Genomic DNA, 20391 nt, shown 5'->3' with positions numbered 1-20391 from the left:
TCTACCTGTATACGGTCTATCCCCCCCTTCCTTTAGCTACGATCTTTATATCCGGCAATTTTTCATCCCCCATATTGCCTCCGACATAACCAGCGGCCTGCCCTTTTCGCACACTTTGGGTAAGACTTATACCCGTTATATGAGCAATGTCTTTTGGCGAAAGTGAGGCTGAAAGGTCTACCCGGCTATCCTTATATTTTCCTGCGGAGAAAGAATCAAAAGGTATTTCAAAACTCCCACTAAGTAAAGAATGCTGTGTGCGGAGCTGCATGTCTCGGACAGCCAACCCGAGCGAGTCCATGCTATACCGAGCTTTGAGTTGCTCTATCTGGAGACCGGATCGCTCTCGGACAGAGCCTGAAAGCAAGTTTAACCGCAGGGTCGTTCTTTGGGAGAGTAGATCTCTAAGCTCAACATCCAGCCCGGCAACTTCTATGTGACCATAGTCCATCACCACTGGCTCCTTGGGCTTGGATAAATCTCGATCATAAGAGCCCTTGGCATTTTGTATACGGGCATGCCCCACCGTATATAGATTATCCTCCAGTCGCCCTTCGACATTGGAGATCGTACCAGACTCGATGTTGGCAGAGGTATATACTTGGTTAAAAGGCAATTCGATACGGGCTGAAATGCAATCTATATCCAGACTGCTGAGAGTAAAAAACCACTTAAGTGGCTTCTTATCCGTTTGTGTTGTATCAGGGACAGTATCCGTAGAGCAAAAATAAAAGTCTGTATTGCGCAGTAACCACCGACCCAAATCGGCTTTCTGCTCATCAAGATCAAGGGCCAAAGGGCCGGTCTGCAACTCCCCCACCTTTGCTCGCAATTTGAGCAGTCCTGCCGAATCTGTATAATTGACAGAGGCATCGAACAAGCCAAGGCCACTGACTTCTACTTGCTTGTGAAGTAAAGGAAGCAAAGCAACATCGACTCTCAACTCTCCCACCTTTGCCATTGTATCTCCATTCGACTGTATGGCTTGTACTTCTTGTACTGTCAGGCTCAGAGGGAAACCGAGACGAAGTTTTCCAACAGAGATATCCATACCCGTGGCTTCGGAGACCTTTCGCTCTATTATTTCGGTTGCCCACTGTTGTATGGGAGGCAAATAGAGCAAAACGGCCAGCAGCAATACCAGGGCCGGTGGGGCGAGAAGTATTCCGACGAGGATACCTCTATAGTGTCTCTTGAAAAAATTCATCCGTGAGGTAGGACGAGTATACGAGGTTATCGATTAGTACGTCTTGAGGACTTTGAGCAACTTTTCGTCTTGTGTCTTGAGATCAAAGTATCCTCCATTCATGGCTTTGTGCCAAGTCCCATAGTTGGGGTTGGGTAAAACGATAAAGCAGTGTCCGAACTCCGATGCAAAGGAGTCCAAAGCCTTGTCTCGCACAGAAGGATCAGCAGAATCGAAAATCGAATGAAAATCCCCCAAATTATCTCCCAAGTACATCACAATCTCATAATTGCGTAAGACTTCATCTCGGCGAGCCTGTTTGTCAGAGGTATTTTCTCGAGTAAGCAAATGCGCCTCATCGGCATAAGGGAAACCGAACTTGCGAAGATTTCTCAATGTGCCATCTCGCTCGGCAGCATTGCGATTGGAGATATAAAAGACAGTTACGCCCTTGTCAGCTGCATGTTGGAAGAAACGCACAGCCCCAGCCAGAGTGTCAGCTTCAGCACGATTGCACCACTCCGTCCATGACTCGCTATTGTAGTCATTTCCTTTGAGAGCTTCATGCACACTGTTGGGTGTATTGTCCAATATGGTCTCGTCTATATCCGTAACTATGGCAATAGGTTTTTCCACGGCCGGTCTCATGGCTGAAGTCAAGTGGTCAATCCTATCGGTAGCAACATTGTAGGCCTGCAAGCAAAGGGCCTTGTATTCGGCCGAATGCTGTATCCAGGCAGAGGTATAAAGTTTGCCACCAAGAGTATAGTGTCCATCGGGTAACTGATGGGCTGACCTACGCGACGAACAGGCCGACAAAGAGAACAGCAAGACGCAAGAGAAAATGGAAAAACTCGATTTGATGTTGTTTGTTTTCATAGTATTTATTTAGACGTATGCCTTTGATAACATTTGCGGCAGAGAGGTCTGTATTCGCCCAATTCGCCGAGCATCACTTGTTCTGACCCTTCCACCAAACGATAGCTATAGCTGGCCGGATGACCACAATCTACACAGATAGCGTGTACCTTGCTCACAGAGTCGGCTATTGACAGCAAGTGGGGCATGGGGCCAAATGGTCGGCGCATAAAATCCATATCCAAGCCGGCTATCACGACACGCACTCCGCTATCGGCCAGAGCCGACACAACGTCAGGAAGCTGCTCGTCGAAAAACTGCGCCTCATCTATCCCCACAACATCCACATCCGAAGCCAACAAAAGGATATTGGCCGAATTGTCTACAGGAGTTGAAGCAATGGAATTGCGATCGTGCGATACAACCTCCACATCATCATATCTGGTATCTATAGATGGCTTGAATATCTCTACTCTTTGTTTGGCAATCCCAGCCCGACGCAAACGACGTAGCAGCTCTTCTGTCTTGCCACTAAACATCGAACCACAGATAACCTCTATCGATCCCCGCCGGCAACTGTCTGCGCAGTTGCTTTCTATTTCTGTCTGGTCCATGAATTTTGGGAAAATAGATGCTCCACAAAGGTATACAAAAAGGGAGGTTTCTTCGCACAAAAGACACACATCACAAAATCCTTTTGCACAGCCATCTACCCGGACTTCTCTATCGTGTAGAAATAAGCCAAGGCCTATCTAAAAAATGGCAAGGACAAGGTTTTTCAGACAGTCCAAGCTCGAAGCTATTACTCCTTGTCATCCGAGCGAGTCAAGAGCTTGGGGGGGTGTGGTCCTTTTTCTTCCTCTCTTTCTGTTCCTTCCGGGACGAAGGGCAAGAAGAGCATCCGCAGCAACCCGATTCGTTTGCTACAGGAGCTCTCCACCAACGGACAATCCGGTAGATGATATAGATCAATACACCGGCCCCTACGAGGTATGTGAAGTAATCTTGCCACATGGCATCTATCCTATTCGCGGTAATAAAGGCGTTTCACTCTAGGAGAGAGAGAGGAGAGTAGCTCATATGGGATTGTATCGAGCCGGGTTGCTATCTCTTCAATAGGGATACGAGGATCACCGAAAAGAGTAACACGCTGCCCCTCAAAAGCATTAGCCTCAGTGACATCTATCATACAGGTATCCATGCAAATATTTCCCACGGTAGGACAGAGTTTGTCTCCGACCAATACTTGTCCAACTCCCAAACCAAGGCAACGCCTATACCCATCAGCATAACCAATCGGAAGCACAGCGATACGCATATTATGATCGCACACCCCCTTACAGCCATAGCCTACGGGCTCTCCTGCAGGTATTTCTTTGATTTGCAAAATAGTAGAGCGCAGACGCACCACACCCTGCAGTCCCTCTCTGCCGTTAGGACTGATCCCATACAATCCGATACCAAGGCGCACCATATCATACTGATACTCAGAGAAACGTTCTATCCCAGCCGTATTGAGGATATGCATCAAAGGCTTATTGGGCAACCGGGCAGCGAGTGCATGAGCTGCATGATCAAAGGTTCGTATCTGTTGCAGAGTAAACTGGTCGAACTCCGGTGTATCTGCTGCTGATAAATGAGAAAAGATACTGGCAACCTCCACCTCAGGATGGAGCAAAAGCAACTGCGCAAGCTCATCCATATCATTGGGAGAAAAGCCCAAACGATGCATCCCGCTGTCTACCTTGATGTGAATAGGATAAGACCGGAGTCCGTGCTCCATAGTTGCCGCCATAAACTTCCGCAGCAAGGAAAAGCTATAGATCTCCGGCTCAAGTTTGTATTCCAGCAAAGTACTCCATGTTGTCGGCTCGGGGTTCATCACAATGATAGGCATACGCACTCCTCTCTCCCTCAATTCTTTTCCTTCATCTGCCACAGCAACAGCCAAATAATCAACATGGCAGTCTTCCAATGTTTTGGCAAGCTCATAGGATCCCACACCATAGCCACGTGCCTTGACCATACAAATCATTTTGGTCTCGGGCTTGATAAGAGAGCTGTAATGCTCCACATTCTGTGCAATAGATTGCAGGTTGATCTCCAAAGTTGTCTCATGTACCTGCTTAGACAATCTGTCGCAAATCTGCTCAAAGCGGAACTGCCTTGCCCCTTTGATCAAGATACAGGCTCCAGAAATGGATTTAAGTTCTTGAGATTCAAGCAAATCGGCTGTTGTTTCGTAGAAAGAACAATCGATCCCTTCGAAAGACGTTCTTTGTTTGGCCAGCTCTCTTCCCACAGCAAAAAACTTATCCACCTTGCGGTCGCGTATCAAGGCGGCTACATTGCGATAGAGCGTTTTGGGCAACATTCCGCTCTCCAATATATCACTCAAGATCAGTACCCGTCTCATCCCTGGCGTACGAACCCTGCGCTGCTGAAAGTCCAAAGCTATATCGAGGGAACCATAATCGTTGTTGTACGAATCATTGATTACGATATTTCCATGGTTCCCCTCTTTCAATTCAAGACGCATAGCCACCGGCTCCAGTTTGAGGAAAGGATCGGCATTGCTCAGCATGGCTGGTTTGAGGTAAAGCAGCACAGCAATACAGTGAATCACATTCTCGATAGAGGCCTTGTCGGTAAAAGGAATCACAAAGCTCTCTATCAAACCCATGAAACATACTGTAATGGAAGTCATTTCTTCAGTCGAAGTCACATCTTCCACAAAAAGCGGGGCCGAACGATCCCTCATGCTCCAACCCAGGCCACGAGCCTCCAGACCAGAGGATCGAATTGCATTGCGAATAAGTTCATTATCGGCATTATAAATCACAACCCTACAATCCAGAAAGAGCAGCAACTTCTCCTGCAACTTCTCTTCCATGGTTTTGAAATTCTCTTGATGAGCCGTGCCGATACAAGTAAAGACACCGATAGTCGGCTTGATAATCCTGGCCAATCGGGCCATCTCACCAACTCGAGAAATACCGGCTTCGAATATCCCCAGGTTATGCCCCTCTCCCATATTCCAGACACTCAAGGGGACCCCGATCTGAGAGTTATAACTACGTGGGGAACGGACAATAGAGAAATCTTTGCGAAGCAGCTGGTTCAAAAACTCCTTTACAACTGTCTTACCATTGCTACCCGTGATCCCTATCACTGGATAGGAAAACTTCTTGCGATGAGCAATAGCCAATAGTTGCAGAGCCTTGAGCGTATTCTCCACCCGAAAGAAATTGGCCTCCGGAAATAAATCTATCCACAAATGGAGAGGTTGCTCTATCATAAAGCTACGCACACCACGGCCATACAACTCCTCTATATATTTATGCCCATCTCCATGCTTGGAGACAAGAGCTATGAACAGAACTCCCTGCGGATTAGTCAGAGAACGACTATCGGTAAGCAGGATCGTAATATCCCCCTTGTGCTGCAATCGAGATTCCAAGACCTTGCATACATCCGTAACTTCAGAGACAGATACCATGATAGTAGATTGTTAGATGTTTATATAAGGGTATTTGGCCCGAATTTGTTGCCTTTTTACTTCTATTTTTTGCTGCAATTCATCAGTGGCAGATGGTTGCAGAGGGCGGTGATTTTGCAGCAGGCGAAGTGCACGAACTTGAGACATGGCTTCTCTGACCGATTCTTCTATCAAAGCATCGGTAAATCGCTCCCGTATGATACGTACGGCCAAGGCAGATGGGTGCTTGAGGTCGTCTGCATAAAAACGATAATCTCGCAGTTCATCCATCATAATCTCAAAAGCAGGGAAATAGTGCACTCTATCAGGGGCAATTGTTTGCAACTCATTACAAAGCAAGAGGAGTTTGGCCTTACTTAGAGCATTAGCCGTAGCTCCGTCACCCAAATGACGTATAGGGCTCACCGTCAGAAGGATATTTAGCCGAGGATAACAGGATAGCAACTCCTGTACAAGACCCGACCACTTGTCAATCAGCTCCTGCAGAGGTACGTCTCTACGCAAAAAACGATCAGCCGGCAACTTGTGACAATTGGCCACCACTTCTCCGCTCTCACGCAAATGATACACCCGAGCCGAACCGAAAGTAAGGGCCAAAAGCGAGCAAGAAGGCAAGAGACGAGCAGCTTCTGACAACTGCGTATTCATCGCTTCCAGAGCCAACTCAACACTGGGATGAGAAAAAGAGCTGTGGTGCATATAACTACTCCAGCGACCTTCATAAAAAAACAAATCCGAAGACAAAAAAGGATCAGGCTGTCGCAGACGGTCGATAGCTCCGGCCATGGAAAGCGGATTGTACAAGACTCCAAAAGGATTGACCACAGTGGGGAAAGCCAGCTCCGAAAGGTAATCTCCGATATGACGAGAAAAACAAGAGCCGAGAAAAAAGATGCAATCCCGATAGCCGATGCGAAAAGGGTAACGGGGCAGTACAACCGGAGTGGAAAGTTCTATCATTGAGGCATTGGCACCCTGCTATAAGGTCGGTCTCCGTCCAAAAAGCCGAGTACATTGTTACACAACTCCACGGCCATCTCTACCCTGCTATCGTAGGTTTGAGTACCGATATGCGGAGTCAGACAAACATTGGGCAAATCATAAAGCTCGGGTAAAGGTTCGTCATGAAACTCAAAGACATCCAAACCGGCTGCCGCAATGAGGTTTGTTCGAAGAGCTGCTACCAAAGCATGCTCATCCACCACAGCCCCACGAGAAGTATTGATGAGAATGGCAGAGGGCTTCATCATCTCGAACTCCTTCTGCCCTATGTAATGGTGTGTATCGGGAGTATAGGGTGTGTGCAGGGAAATGACATCGGAGCGTCTGAGCAGCTCCTCCTTGTCTATGTATTCGATATCCAAACGCTCCTCATCCAACGGATCCAGGCGATGACGTTTATTGTAGAGGACTTTCATTCCAAATGCCTTACAGCGTCTGGCTACTGCGGCTCCGATATTACCAAAACCCAATATGCCTATTGTCTTGCCATAGAGGTTGGAACCTAATCGGGAGAGACGCCCTCGATCGACTTTCTCACGTTCGCAGCGGAAGACCTTGTCCCATTCGCATATCCGGCGCGTACAGCCCAATAGCAGTGCCAAAGCCAAATCTGCGGTAGGCTCTACCACAGCATGGGGCGTATTGCACACCACGATCGAGCGACGTGCTGCTGCGGCCAAGTCTATATTATTGTAGCCAACAGCATAGTTGGCAATCAGACGCAACTGGCTGCCACGCTCTATCAGTTCGCTATCCACTGGTATATCAAATACGGAACAGAGAACCTCATATTCAGGTATCATCTCCAAAAGCTCCTCGCGACTAAAATCTCGCCCCTTGGGAGGGAAAGTAAGCTCATGCTTGCGTTTCAATTCCTCAAAACCTTCTTCAACTGTGTCGAAGGCGATCAAAATCTTTGCCATATCTCTATAGTCTATTAGTAGACAGATGTCGTTTTTTGTGTTTTCGCAAAGTTAAGAGATAATTGCTTGCAAGCCTAAGCGAAAAGGCGGCAGGGAAAATAGGTTCAGATAGAGGCTTTACTCGAGGCTAACTGTCGAAACAAACCCTTTTGAGCGGGTCTCAAAATGACAAGTTTTACTTACCATTTTGTTGACTTTGCAGAATACGGTAATCTCGAAATTGGGATTGAGAGTGCAGAGAATATACTTGTCATATATGACCAGGCCCGAATGTCGATAATAAGGCAGCGAGTGCTGCGTCATGCAACAGTATCGAAACCAACGTCTACGAAACGAAGCAACAGGAGGCTATGCCATGGTTTCGAATGAGCGAATACGACAATGGACCACCTCGTCTATCGACAGGGCAGTCCATTGTTTGTCTCAAAGAGGGATCCGATCCTCCTCTTATCAGAAAGCGTAAGTCCGGATAAAGTCCGTAGCCAGCTGTATTTGTCTATACATCACGACATCATCCTCTACTCTGGGGACGTTGATACGCAAGGCAGCCAACATAGCCTCCAATTTGGGAGATGTGCGTGTCGGTCTTCTAAACTCGAAAGCCTGAGCTGCGTTAAGCAACTCAATACCAAAGATGCGCTCTATGTTCTCAATCAGTGGGATGAGCTTAGTAGCAGCATTCGCACCCATGGAGACATGGTCTTCCTGCCCGTTGCTTGATACAATACTATCACTGGCGGCAGAGTGGCAATACATCTTGTTTTGGCTTACCATAGCAGCCGCAGCGTACTGCGGGATCATAAAGCCACTATTCAGACCGGGATTAGCTACGAGAAACTCGGGCAAATCTCTCAAGCCCAATATCAGCTGAGCTACACGACGCTCAGAGATATTACCCAACTCAGCCAAAGCGATGGCCAAGAAGTCATAAACCAACGCCAAAGGCTGACCATGGAAGTTACCCCCAGATACCACCATGTCATCATCGGGGAATACTGTGGGATTATCGGTCACGCTGTTGATCTCCGTCACAACCACCGAGCTGACATAGTCGATAGCATCGCGGCTGGCTCCGTGCACCTGCGGAATACAACGGAAGCTATAGGGATCTTGCACTTGCTTCTTGGGTTTGGCCACCTGTTCGCTGCCCTCCAGCAATTCACGCATATGACGAGCTACAGTGAGCTGCCCCTTGTGTGGGCGAATAGTATGAAGTCTGTCGTCGAAAGGAGCTACCAATCCGTCGAAAGCATCCAAAGACAAAGCTCCCATATAGTCGGCTATATTCATCAAGCGGCGAGCCTTGAGCAAGGCATAAACGCCATGTGAACTCATAAACTGTGTACCGTTGAGCAAGGCCAATCCTTCTTTGCTCTTCAGTGTCACAGTATCGAGTTTCAGCTCTGCAAGTACTTCGCATGAGGGGCGTTTGCTTCCCTTGTAGTTCATCTCTCCCTCTCCGATCAGGGGGAGGAAAAGGTTGGCCAAAGGGGCCAAGTCTCCGGAGGCACCGAGAGAACCACGATCATAGACAACAGGCAAAGCTCCGGCATTCAAGAAATCAAGAATGCGCTGCACAGTCACTACCTGCACACCACTGTTGCCGATAGACAGAGCATGAGCCTTGAGCAAAAGCATCAGGCGCACAATGTCCGGATTTACCTCATTGCCACAGCTGCAAGAGTGACTCTTAACCAGATTTTCCTGCAAACGGGTCAATTCGTCTGCACTGATTGATCGATTGCAAAGCGAACCGAAACCAGTCGTAATCCCATAAAGAGGTCGGTCGCTCTCCTTTACTTTATTATCGAGATAGTTGCGGCAATGCTCAATTCTCTTTACAGCAGCATCGGACAAACGCAACTCGAAGTCTCCGTGGAGAAACTCCTCTAAGAAGTCAAGAGTAAGATCTTGAGCCCCTACTTCGTATATTTTCTTAGCCATAATGATCAAAGCTGGGTTTTGGTGTATTCGATGATAGCAGCTTCGCGCTTGGTTGTATCCGCCTCGATGTGGTCAGCCTCTGCCTGCAGCTGAGAAACAAACTCCTGATCCTTGATAGATCCAAGATTGATTCGCACATTGAACAAGGCACCATAGATAGCTGTGCGAGCGCACATCATAGCTACACAGCCATCCGTGATGGCATTTTGGTTGCCATGACGTACCACCTGCTCGATATTGTCCAACAAAGAGTAAGTGCGACGAGCCACTTCCATAGGCACACTGGCTGCAATCTTCGTTGTCTCTTGGATCTTGGCCGAGCGAGCAGCCTTTTCTTCATCCGTATCCTTCGGCATCTTGAATGCATCGAATACCAAATTGTAGGCATCGCTGTCACGATCAATATCCAGCACCAATTCTTTCTGGATAGCGGCAGCTTCGCCGGCAATACGCTTCATTTGCTCCTCTACCTCGGCATATTTTTTCTTACCGATAGTCAGATTGGCTACCATTTCGGCAAGCGCAGCAGCAATAGAACCATTGAGAGCAGAAATACTGCCACCTCCGGGCACCGGTTCCTGTCCGGCTGTTTCGGCCAGAAAACCCTTTACAGTTAGATCTGTAAGCATAAGTAATTGATATTGTATTTAGTTTGTGGTATTACTATTTCACAGCTCCGTCCTCGGCCAAGCATATACATGACCATCTTTCACCGTTGCTCGAACCAAATTCATAGCAAAGTGATAGGAAAGGAACTTATATGAGGGATAACGAATGATACACAAATCTCCGGGTTTGCCCTCGTCTATACTACCCGTCTGATCGGCCAAGCCAAGCGCAGCTGCCCCATTGATTGTAAGGGCTGTAATAGCTTCTTCCACCGTCATATTCATGTAGATCGTCGCCAAAGCTATCAAAAGTGGCATGGAACAGCTAAAGCATGAACCCGGATTAAGGTCACTGGCAAGAGCTACAGCACAGCCGTTGTCGATCATCTTACGCCCCGGAGCAAAAGGCTCTTTGAGGCTGAAAGCAGTAGCCGGCAAAAGAGTTGCAACGGTCTGTGAATTGGCCAAAGCCTCTATCCCCTTATCGGAGATCTGCAAAAGGTGGTCGGCAGAGAGACAACCCAGCTCGGCAGCCAACTCAGCACCGGCGAAAGAAACGATCTCATCGGCATGCATCTTCAACTTCAGGCCAGCCTCCTTGGCTGCCGCCAGATAGCGACGGGTCTGGGCGTGGTCAAAGACTCCCTTTTCCGTAAAAATATCACAACAGCGGGCAATGCCCTGCTTCATCACAGCCGGAAGTACTTCTCTGTTGAGATAATCGATGAATTCATCCTCACGACCAGCATATTCGGGAGGTGTACTGTGTGCTCCCATATAGGTTGGAAAAATCGTCATCGGATGCTCCTGCTGCAACTCTGCTACGACTTCCAGCTGCTTCAACTCGGCCTCCAGCTCCATACCATAGCCACTCTTGGCCTCCACGGTAGTGACACCTTGTGCCAGCATTGCGTCCAAATGCGCACGGGCCGACTCTTTGAGCTGCTCCTTCGATTCGCCTCGGGTGGCTTTCATCGTGTTGTTGATCCCCCCTCCGCGCTCCATGATGCTCATATAGCTGTCACCACGCAGACGCCACTGAAACTCGTCTTCGCGAAATCCGCCGAAAACCAGATGCGTATGGCTGTCTACAAAACCAGGCAACACACAACAGCCTGCTGCATCATAGACATCACAGCCTTTCGTCAGTTCAGGGTCTACACCGTCCATAAGTCCAGCATAGGCAATTTTCCCCTCTCGTATCACTACAGCTGCGGGGCCTTCTATCAGGCCGATATCGTTCATCGCTTCGGCTCCTCTCTTGGCCTCCCTACCCGAGCAGGTAACCAACTGAGCGATGTTTTTGACAAATAAATTCTTGCTCATATCAAGTGAGATATTGTTTGCTTTTGCCACATACAAGGCTATCGCCACCTGTGACTTACCACTTTGATAGAGACATTGCAAGAAACAGTCGGATCTCAACACTTGAAAAGAAAGGCCCCAAGATTAAGGGGCCGAGAATCGAGAACCCAAAATACATACCCCGATGCGTGCAAACAAAATCAGAAGCAACACGGCGAGAGTATGTGGTGCAACGGCCACTTCAAAGTATCCACAAAGATAAGTCTAAATAGGTGACCGGCATACGCCTCCTACAAAATCGCCAAAGGGTGCATATTCCGGCACTCAAAGCAGCAGCCTCTCTCCCATAGTTCCTAAAGTTTACACCCAATCAGAGGTATTCGACTTTCTCTGTTTCCGTTACTCCATACCTCGTCGATATAACCTTGCCCAGTCGAGCGTATTGGTCAATACCTTGGCGGATTGCCGTAATACCCATCGACAATACCGTCTCGCACATCCACTAAAAAATCGGGAGTCTTGCCGGATTTTATATCTCTAGCAATATCCAAACCATCAGTAATCATCAAATAGGCAAAAAGACCTACGACAATAGCTATCAGGATCTTTCCAAGACTCCATTCTTCTTTTTTAAGACCAGCACCCTGCTGCTTTTTCTCCAACTTCATCACCAAGCTCTTTATTCTTTATTCTCTATTCTCTGCAAACAACACCACGAAAGGCCTCATTACTCCTTGCAGGAACTCTTCGGGCATCCTGTTGCACCCCCATACAAAACCGTTTTTCGATCCCTTTGCGTGGAGAGACTGAACGATCTGCCTCCAGCTTCACATTCTCGTATATGTCCTTCGCTTTCCTGTTTATGTTTTTTACCAACCAATCGACTCAAAGGCCCTAAGTTTCATTCTTTGGGACACCCCGGTGAACAAAGATACAATTAATAAAGAATGAGAGCCCAAGATAGCCCAATACATTGGTATTTTTCAAGGTTTTTCGACCATAAAAACCTCTAATTTGCCTGCTAAATTTTCCAGTTTGGTCAAGATCCAAAGAGGATGAAAGAAGCCGTTTTTTGAGACCTTCCCAAAAAGCCCTATTCATCGGCATTCTGAGAGGGCCAAAATTCTCTCCGCACAAAAAAATATTTTCTTCCGCAAGGAAAAATATTTTCTTCCGCAAGAAAATTTATCGGAGTGCGCACGAAAAAATATTTTCTTGCGCACGAATTTTTACTCTCTCCCCTGCAAATAAAAAAAGCCCCCCCAACAGGCCACAAGGAGCCTCCACAAAGAAACAGCTCTCTAAAGGGACAGTTTTATGCAAAAGAAGTATCAAAGAGAAAAATTATAATTCACCCCAAGGGAAAAACTCATCAGGTCTGGATAACCGGGAACGAAGCTCCCTACCACATCCCAATGAGAGGAAATAGAATAACGGTAGTCGAACTCTCCCGCATACCACAAAAAGAGGTACTGGAACTTGTCGCCGGACACTCCTTTGAATAAGTTCTGATCTCTATATCCGTCTATATTCAACCAGTTTTTCCTGAAAATCAAAGTCGGACCTATACCTCCCCAAACTTGATGCTTTCCCAGTTTCAGGATACGCCCCCGCAAGCCGACATGAACAAATCCGCCCAACTGCGCTGCACAGTCGGAGTAAAGAGCAATAGCTGCTTTGGAGGAGAGGACGTCTGCCCAAAGCATTCGTTCGTAAGAAATAATTGCACCTAAGTTTTGCACCCAATAGGCATCCCTGTCCAATCTCAACGGCATGATAGAAGCATTCTCTCGCTCTCCATGTGGATGCCAACTCAAACCAAAAAATCGGAGTCCGACCCTATTCATCCCAATGGAGTCGAACGCAGCTTCCTTTTCACCCGAACCTCCAATCCGTGCCTCCGCCATGTTTAGAGAGAGGAAGTAAAGTAAGAGACTAAAAATCCAATGCCATTTCATCGCCCATCTTCGCCACTATCACCTGCGAAAATATGTATTTATAAGACTGTTGCATAACACGGCTCTTGCTGCTTATTTTCGACATTCGGGCCTGGTCATATATGACAAGTATATTCTCTGCACTCTCAATCCCAATTTCGAGGTTACCGCATTCTGCAAAGTCAACAAAATGGCAAGTTATAACTACCGTTTTGAAACCTACCCAAAGGGCTCATTTATGCCATTCGAGTTCGATAAGAAGGATTGATTTGTTACAACCGGATGCAGTAATCAAGGGGAGATTGCATTATAGAGGCGGAAGATGGATATAACTGGCCGGAGGGCGTTCATGTGGAATTCTCGAGGGTGAGCGAAAGCTTGTTTCAGTAAGGTTCGGACGCCCGTATAATGGTCTCAAGAAGGCGAATGCAATAAAGAATAAATCGACAAAAACAACCGACAAAAAAACACAACTGCTATTTGGCAACAACTTTCTTAACATATTGCTTTATCTTTGAGAAGTTGAATCCAATAGACCATAATGAGGAAGATAGGAGAGCAAGATTTGGCAGAGCGTTGCAAAGCCGGGGAGCAGGAGGCTTACCGGACTTTATACTACGACTATGCCCCCTCTCTACTTCGCACGATCTGCCGGTACATAAGCGATACGGATACGGCCAAAGACTTGCTACACGACACTTTCATCAAGGTATTCGACAAAATCAATGGATTTCACTATCGCTCGGAAGGTTCCCTCGAAGCTTGGCTCAGCAGAATTGCAATCAACGAAGCCCTGATGCATCTACGAAAGGGAAACAAGTGGGCAGACTATCCGGTAGAGCTTTTGGCCGATGAAAAAGAGGAGGAGAGTGAGCCAGACAGCGATGAAGTATCCGCCCTCAGTTATGAGCAAATACTGGCTATGATCCACAAACTACCCCCCGGATACAGAGCCGTATTCATTCTCTATGTGATAGAAGGGTACAGCCACAAACAAATAGCTGAGACATTGGGCATAGCCGAGCACTCCTCTGCATCTCAACTGAGTCGAGCTCGCAAATTGCTTGCAAAAGAAATCACTCAAGCCAATACAACAAAATAGTGTCTAAGAAAGATATACATCAACGAGACTGGCTAAGCCGAATAAGAGACAAAGCCTCCGAGGCCTCTCCTCCTCCTCTTGATCTGGATGAGGGATGGAAGGCGTTGCAAACACATCTGCCAGCTCGTAAATCGAGAAGCATACGTTTGTGGTATGGAGCTGTAGCAGCGGTGTTCTTGGGTATTGGATTGGCCGTATTTATCCTGCTGAGACGGACTGAGCTGCAGCCCGATCTCCATACAACGCTCGCCATGCAGAGGGAGGATGCCACAGGAGAGGACAACGATAAGGGATCCGACCAAGAAGCCACTGCCCAAGCCTTTGATATGATGCAATCTCTCACTTCTCTCCCGAAAGGAAGCAGGAGTATTTCGGGAAAAAGCCGTGCAAATCAAGAAGTGCAGACAGGCATGCATATTACCGAGTCGTCACAGCCGGAGACAGCCAATGAGTCTCCTCAAGCGACAAGCAAAGAAGAAACAGGATGCAAAAAAAATGAGGAAGAAAATAAACAACCCTCAGAAGAATCCACCTCTCACAACAACAGCAAGAAGACTGATTTGCGCAGCCATAAGCCTCTACCCTCCTTATCGAATATGGGAGGATACCACTACCCCAAACAGAACAACCAAAAAGTACTACTCGCAGCATATGTCTCTCAAGGAGGGGCGACCTCACTACCCATATCGAAAAGCAGACGACAGTACGATGTTCCGCCTACGGACTATCCCAGCAATCCATCTAACGATATGGACAACAGTGTTACTCCTCCGGGATCGGACTCAAACTCGACCGAAGGAGAGGGAGAAGACAAAAATCCCGCGGCACAAGCAAACAACGATGCTGCAACCGAGACCTTACAACATTCTTTACCACTCAGCTTCGGATTGAAAGTGGATATCCCTCTTTCTTCTCGTTTGGTGCTGGAGAGCGGTTTGGTCTATACTTACTTGTATAGTTCGAGTTCAAAAGGAGAATCGCAACACCTGCACAATATAGGGTTCCCTCTGGGTGTAAATTGGCATTTCCTTTCCTCTCCAAAGTGGCATTTCTATTCGGGCATCGGAGGGCAAATAGACAAAACCGTCCGAGCAGAATATGGAAAAGAAACGCTATCTCAACACCCCTGGCAATTCTCCGTCTATGGCAAACTGGGGCTGTCCTACCGATTGAGCAACTCTTTATCCTGCTACCTGGAACCCGTTTTGGGTTACTATTTCGACAGCAGATCTCAACTCCAAACCATATACAAAGCACAACCGCTTGTCTTCTCGGTATCGGCCGGGATCAGCTTCGCCATACATTAGGTAAGTAGCACAAAAGGAAAGTTGCTCAAGGCAAAGGCGGATACGATCCTTTCGGGGAGATTCTCTCCATAAGTGTGTAACCGACAGAGAAACGTAGCGTATCAACTGATAGCCTGTCGGCAAAGGCCGACAATTCGGCAGGAGCAGAAAGCAAACTGGCACGGGACAGCAGGCGAGGGCTATACATATCGGTATAAGCATCACCCATATTATATCGAAGATTGCTCTTCTCTCCTGTTATAGAATCTTGCTGCATATCTTCTGCGTTAACAAAATCGACTGCGATTTGGTCTATCGAATGAATTTGAGGCACCGGAGCTGTAGGGAAGTGATAGAGGTAATAATTTCTCACCCAAATATCTTCTTGCAAATAATACTGGGCATCGGGGTGATGTAAAACAAATTCGGCTTGCCCTCGAATCGGCTGCAAAGAATAGAAATGAGAGGGGAAGAGAGCCAGAGAGAAGTTCCACAAAACAAGAGAGAAAGCCAAAGGGCGAAGAGCATACAGCCAGCGACTCCGGCGAGCAAAAGAGAAGAAAAAGAGTAAGAAGGGGAGCATGGTCATAAATTCAGCATTCGCTCCGGCCAAAGCAGCAAAGCCAAGTTGCAGAAAAAAGATCAACAAGAAGATAGAAGCACAATCACGCCCTCGACATCGTCCCCTTCGTGCCACGAACTGAAGATGAATTTTCCGGCAACGCAAATAAGCACTCAAAGCACTCAAAAGCATCCACAAAGCTCCGGCAACTCCGATTGTCCATAAGGGATAATGCTTTAGGAACGGGATGATATAGCCATGTAGCTGGTAAAAAGACCGGGCAAGATTTGCCAAAGAAAGAACAAAGAGTTTGGGGGATAGAAACAAACCGACTTCGGGGTGCAAATAGTAGTCATAGAAAATATAGATCAACAAGTTAGGAGCTTCGGTATAGCTGTCTAAGCAAAAACAGAAAGCATAAACCACAGGGACTACACTCCCTCCCAAGGCATACAGTAAAGCGGTACGCAGCCGTTCCTTCGGGGTACCAACGAGCAAGTAGCTCACCCCCAAGCCCAAATACCAGAAGAAATAGATCTGGTGAAACAGACAGGCTACTGCCATTAACAAAGCAACCCACAATGCCGACCAACGAGAAAAACAGGAACTGTCCAACCGCTGTTTGAGCCAGACATCAGTAGCCAACAAAGCCCAGAAAAGCGGGTAAATATAGGTTTCTGCATCCGTAGCGAATCGTACAAAACCATAACAGCTACCAAGCCCCAACAACGCAAAGGCAACAGAGTAGCGAGGAAGGCTTGGAGGCAAGTCTCGGTCCGTGTGTATATCAGGTTCGACGGAAGAAAGCAATCGGGAGATAATACGGGCACTCATCCACAGACAAAGGCCTGCGCCTATGGCGTTGAATGCACACATCCACTCTAATATCCAATCCGTACCTATGAGACAGCCAAACAGATGGCTTGGCACATGGTACAACAAGTGATGAGGAGAGAAAATCTCCGAACCCTCCCGCATATAACGAGCATAGGCCAACGAATCCAAAGTATTATTGGCAGAGGGGAAAAGCAGATAGATAAACGTAAAAAGGAAAGTTACACCAACGGCAGGGTCTATCTGGTCTATGTAATGCTTCAACCGTTTCATGTGGAGGAGATTTTTGCATTATCGGAGAATCAATAAACTACACAAGGGAGCTATGCGCAAGACTTCTTGCTACACCTCCTTCGGTTTCTCATGATATGCTCATTATGCGGTAGTCTTTTTATTTTTTGGGAGAGAGAAAAATAAAGGAGGGGACCACCCGTCTTTCTCGACACGGCAGCCCCCTCCTGAGTTGAGTATCTCAAAAATAACCCGACAAAAAAACGGGAGCGATCAAATACTTAAAAATCCGAGCAAAACCCCTGCTGCCACCGAACTACCGATCACACCCGCCACATTAGGTCCCATGGCATGCATCAGCAAGTAGTTGGTAGGGTCATATTCAAGACCTACCACTTGTGAGATACGAGCACTATCCGGCACAGCCGAAACACCGGCATTGCCGATAAGCGGATTGACCTTCTGATCTTCTTTCAGGAAAAGATTCATCACTTTCACAAATAGAACTCCCGTACAAGTGGCGATCACGAAACTCAAAGCCCCCAAGGCAAAGATCTTAATCGAACTAAAGGTGAGAAACTGTGTAGCCTGTGTAGAAGCCCCCACGGTCACACCAAGCAGGATTGTCACCGCATCAATCAATGGTCCTTTGGCTGTATCTGCGAGTCGCTTAGTCACCCCGGATTCTTTCAGCAAATTGCCGAAAAACAGCATTCCCAACAAAGGGAGCCCCGAAGGAACCAAAAAACAGGTAAGCAAAAGCCCCACAATCGGGAAAATAATTTTCTCGGTAGTACTTACAGCTCTGGGAGGCTTCATGCGTATAAGCCGCTCTTTCTTATTAGTCAGCAGTTTCATGAAAGGAGGCTGGATGATCGGAACTAAAGCCATATAGGAATAGGCCGATACGGCTATGGCTCCCATCAAATCCGGGGCTAACTTGGAGGACAAGAAAATAGCCGTAGGACCATCCGCCCCACCAATGATACCGATAGCACCGGCCTGATTAGGCTCGAATCCCATCAGTAGAGCTATGATATAAGCCCCGAAGATACCAAACTGAGCAGCTGCCCCAATAAGCATTAGCTTAGGGTTGGAGATCAAAGCCGAAAAATCCGTCATCGCCCCAATCCCAAGGAAAATGAGTGGCGGATACCAGCCTTTGGATACCCCTTGATACAGGATATTCAACACCGACCCTTCCTCATAAATACCGACTTGCAAGCCGGCATCTTTGAAAGGGATATTACCGATAAGGATACCAAAGCCTATCGGTATCAGCAAAAGAGGCTCAAACTCATATTTGATAGCCAGAAAAACAAATCCCAGCCCCACGAGTATCATCACCAAATGCCCCCAGGTGGCATTGACAAAACCCGTGTAGGAGAGAAAGACCTCCAGATTCTCCAATAAGAAACTACCGAAGCTTCCCATCGACTTATCCTATGATCACGATGTCCGTACCTTCCAAGATAGAGTCGCCCTTAGCTACCTTGACCTCTACGATCTTGCCATCACGGTCGGCATTGATCGCATTCTCCATTTTCATGGCCTCAAGGACAGCGACTTTTTGCCCACGCTTCACCTCATCGCCAACTTTGACGCAAATATCGATGATCACACCAGGCAGTGGGGCCTTTATGCCGGCACCTCCGGCAGAAGGAGCTGCTGCAGGTGCAGTCTTTGCCGCAGCAGGAGCAGCCGTGGTAGCCGGTCTTTTGATTACCGGTTTAGAGGAGGCTTTCTTCTTTTCGCCAATAATATCCACCTTGAAAGGTGTACCATTTACCTCCAACTCGGCTTTGTCTCCATCCAAACTGTTTATGGTAACCTTATACTCGTTACCATTGATTTTATACTTATACTCTTTCATGGGTTTATTCTACTGAAATAGTTGGTAATGAAGTGCAGTAATTAATATCTCTGAGGCTGCTTGAGCATCACCTCTGTCTTGAGAGTCCAGGCTGATGCAATTGTAGCCCGCCGAATAGTCAGCTTGGGATTTTCGTCATGTATATCATAGCCCTCTTGATGGAGAGCCATAGCAATGGCTGCGTAAACCTCCGCAGAGATGTCCTTGCTCTGCTGTGCTTTGGCAGAGCTACGCTTACCGGTTGCTTTCTTTTCAGTTTTCATATTCATCTTGTTTTACTTGTGATAGCCTACCCTCCTCTCGGGCATACGCCTGAGATTATGCACCTTGGAGCTCCAAGGCGAATACTTACGCTCTACCCTGTCGATAGTGATTACTGTATCTTCTTCATCATGAACGCTATCCAACTCAGCTTTGAGGGCCAAGGCTATGGCAGCCAAAGTTTCCCCCGGTATAGATACCATCTCAGGGCTGACCGCTATAGCTCTGTATTTGCTCCCCGCAGCACGAGTACGCGAGATAGATATAGCCTGTCTGCCAATGAGTTTGAAGGCAAGAGAGAGACTCAACAAAGCAAGAAAAACCACCAACATAGCTGTAACAGTCATGATAAAACCATTGGTATCCTCTCGTTTAAGTCGCTCTATTTTCTCGTTGGAGTCGAGTGTCACGTTGTTAGTACTCGGTGTCACTTTTTCCAGGATCGTCCAGCCCTGCTGCCCATCGAGGCTCCCGTGCCCATCCACCAAACGCCCATAACTGACATCCGGTGTATTGGCCGAAGTCGGCACCTCTACGCGGTCTATGATGGTGATCCCATCAGCATCCACAAGAGCAACAAAGTTTGGCTTGTCCTGGTCCAGGGTAAAGTTGAGGTGAAAAGTCCCTCTGTCGGCTCTACCGTCAGCCCAAAAGAGCAAATGCTGATGAGGCGGTATGCGAGTCTGCACATCGCCCTTGGGTATTGGGTAAAGTTTGAGATTATCGGGGTCATTGGTCAGATAGCAACCTTTGATATCCACGGTCGCAGCCGAAGTATTGTAGATCTCTATCCACGAACCATGCTCGCCATAGCCGTCTATGAAATTGGATTCATTGACTACCAACAGCTCATTGAGTCTGAGCTGAGTAGCTTTTTGCCCCCACAACTCAGGCAGACAAAAAACTGCCAAAATCGCGCTTATCAGTAGTAATCTGTTTTTCATCTGTGTGGCGAGCCCACAGAGGGACTCTCGATCTAA

Annotated in this window: 18 protein-coding genes; 2 read left to right on the top strand and 16 right to left on the bottom strand. The window is 47.5% G+C overall.

Annotated elements, in window-relative coordinates; all coding sequences use genetic code 11:
• Positions 1 to 16 precede the first annotated feature (16 nt).
• The 11 genes from DQN70_RS03585 to DQN70_RS03520 form a co-directional block, all read right to left on the bottom strand.
• Positions 17 to 1207, bottom strand: coding sequence for a hypothetical protein (locus tag DQN70_RS03585; RefSeq protein WP_111759325.1), 1191 nt, complete (start codon positions 1205 to 1207; stop codon positions 17 to 19).
• Positions 1208 to 1240: 33 nt separating this feature from the next.
• Positions 1241 to 2065, bottom strand: coding sequence for a 5'-nucleotidase, lipoprotein e(P4) family (locus DQN70_RS03580; RefSeq protein ID WP_023938002.1), 825 nt, complete (start codon positions 2063 to 2065; stop codon positions 1241 to 1243).
• A gap of 5 nt (positions 2066 to 2070) precedes the next feature.
• Complete coding sequence (locus tag DQN70_RS03575; protein ID WP_036887396.1) at positions 2071 to 2658, bottom strand: thymidine kinase; 588 nt, start codon at positions 2656 to 2658, stop codon at positions 2071 to 2073.
• Positions 2659 to 3068: 410 nt separating this feature from the next.
• The gene (locus tag DQN70_RS03565; protein WP_023939520.1) at positions 3069 to 5543 is read right to left on the bottom strand and encodes a bifunctional UDP-N-acetylmuramoyl-tripeptide:D-alanyl-D-alanine ligase/alanine racemase; all 2475 of its coding nucleotides are present in this window, start codon (positions 5541 to 5543) and stop codon (positions 3069 to 3071) included.
• Positions 5544 to 5555: 12 nt separating this feature from the next.
• Positions 5556 to 6503 (bottom strand): GSCFA domain-containing protein, encoded by a 948-nt coding sequence (locus DQN70_RS03560; RefSeq protein WP_023939521.1) that lies wholly within the window; start codon positions 6501 to 6503, stop codon positions 5556 to 5558.
• Complete coding sequence (locus tag DQN70_RS03555; RefSeq protein ID WP_023938018.1) at positions 6500 to 7468, bottom strand: NAD(P)-dependent oxidoreductase; 969 nt, start codon at positions 7466 to 7468, stop codon at positions 6500 to 6502. The genes DQN70_RS03560 and DQN70_RS03555 overlap by 4 nt, the downstream gene beginning before the upstream one ends.
• A gap of 450 nt (positions 7469 to 7918) precedes the next feature.
• On the bottom strand, positions 7919 to 9412 hold the full coding sequence (gene hutH, locus DQN70_RS03545; protein WP_023938020.1) for a histidine ammonia-lyase: 1494 nt from the start codon (positions 9410 to 9412) through the stop codon (positions 7919 to 7921).
• A gap of 5 nt (positions 9413 to 9417) precedes the next feature.
• Positions 9418 to 10041 carry a cyclodeaminase/cyclohydrolase family protein gene (locus DQN70_RS03540; RefSeq protein WP_023938021.1) on the bottom strand — a complete coding sequence of 208 codons (624 nt, stop codon included), beginning with the start codon at positions 10039 to 10041 and terminating at the stop codon, positions 9418 to 9420.
• A gap of 39 nt (positions 10042 to 10080) precedes the next feature.
• Positions 10081 to 11346, bottom strand: a complete 1266-nt coding sequence (gene hutI, locus DQN70_RS03535; protein ID WP_036887384.1) for an imidazolonepropionase — start codon at positions 11344 to 11346, stop codon at positions 10081 to 10083.
• A 425-nt stretch (positions 11347 to 11771) separates the two neighbouring features.
• Positions 11772 to 11993, bottom strand: coding sequence for a hypothetical protein (locus DQN70_RS03530; protein ID WP_036887382.1), 222 nt, complete (start codon positions 11991 to 11993; stop codon positions 11772 to 11774).
• A gap of 663 nt (positions 11994 to 12656) precedes the next feature.
• Entirely contained in the window at positions 12657 to 13283 is a 627-nt protein-coding gene (locus tag DQN70_RS03520) for a hypothetical protein (protein WP_023938499.1), read from the bottom strand.
• A 520-nt stretch (positions 13284 to 13803) separates the two neighbouring features.
• Here DQN70_RS03520 and DQN70_RS03515 point away from each other — a divergent pair.
• Both DQN70_RS03515 and DQN70_RS03510 read left to right on the top strand, forming a co-directional pair.
• Positions 13804 to 14364, top strand: a complete 561-nt coding sequence (locus DQN70_RS03515) for an RNA polymerase sigma factor (RefSeq protein WP_023938496.1) — start codon at positions 13804 to 13806, stop codon at positions 14362 to 14364.
• Positions 14364 to 15671, top strand: coding sequence for an RNA polymerase ECF-type sigma factor (locus DQN70_RS03510; protein WP_023939523.1), 1308 nt, complete (start codon positions 14364 to 14366; stop codon positions 15669 to 15671). Before DQN70_RS03515 ends, DQN70_RS03510 begins: the two co-directional genes overlap by 1 nt.
• Before the next feature lie 25 nt (positions 15672 to 15696).
• On the opposite strand, the gene DQN70_RS03505 is transcribed toward DQN70_RS03510, so the two are convergent.
• The 5 genes from DQN70_RS03505 to DQN70_RS03485 form a co-directional block, all read right to left on the bottom strand.
• On the bottom strand, positions 15697 to 17319 hold the full coding sequence (locus DQN70_RS03505) for a hypothetical protein (protein WP_023939524.1): 1623 nt from the start codon (positions 17317 to 17319) through the stop codon (positions 15697 to 15699).
• 231 nt (positions 17320 to 17550) lie between these two features.
• Positions 17551 to 18711 carry a sodium ion-translocating decarboxylase subunit beta gene (locus DQN70_RS03500; RefSeq protein ID WP_023938490.1) on the bottom strand — a complete coding sequence of 387 codons (1161 nt, stop codon included), beginning with the start codon at positions 18709 to 18711 and terminating at the stop codon, positions 17551 to 17553.
• A 4-nt stretch (positions 18712 to 18715) separates the two neighbouring features.
• Positions 18716 to 19150, bottom strand: a complete 435-nt coding sequence (locus tag DQN70_RS03495) for a biotin/lipoyl-containing protein (protein ID WP_023938489.1) — start codon at positions 19148 to 19150, stop codon at positions 18716 to 18718.
• A gap of 41 nt (positions 19151 to 19191) precedes the next feature.
• Positions 19192 to 19413 carry a hypothetical protein gene (locus DQN70_RS03490; RefSeq protein WP_023938487.1) on the bottom strand — a complete coding sequence of 74 codons (222 nt, stop codon included), beginning with the start codon at positions 19411 to 19413 and terminating at the stop codon, positions 19192 to 19194.
• Between the two features lie 12 nt (positions 19414 to 19425).
• Positions 19426 to 20355, bottom strand: coding sequence for a lamin tail domain-containing protein (locus DQN70_RS03485; protein WP_036887371.1), 930 nt, complete (start codon positions 20353 to 20355; stop codon positions 19426 to 19428).
• Between the last annotated feature and the right edge of the window lie 36 nt (positions 20356 to 20391).

It is taken from the genome of Porphyromonas crevioricanis (assembly GCF_900476255.1).
Taxonomy (GTDB): Bacteria; Bacteroidota; Bacteroidia; order Bacteroidales; family Porphyromonadaceae; genus Porphyromonas; species Porphyromonas crevioricanis.
Note: the sequence above shows the minus strand (reverse complement) of the source record. Positions and strands in the feature narration are given on the sequence as shown.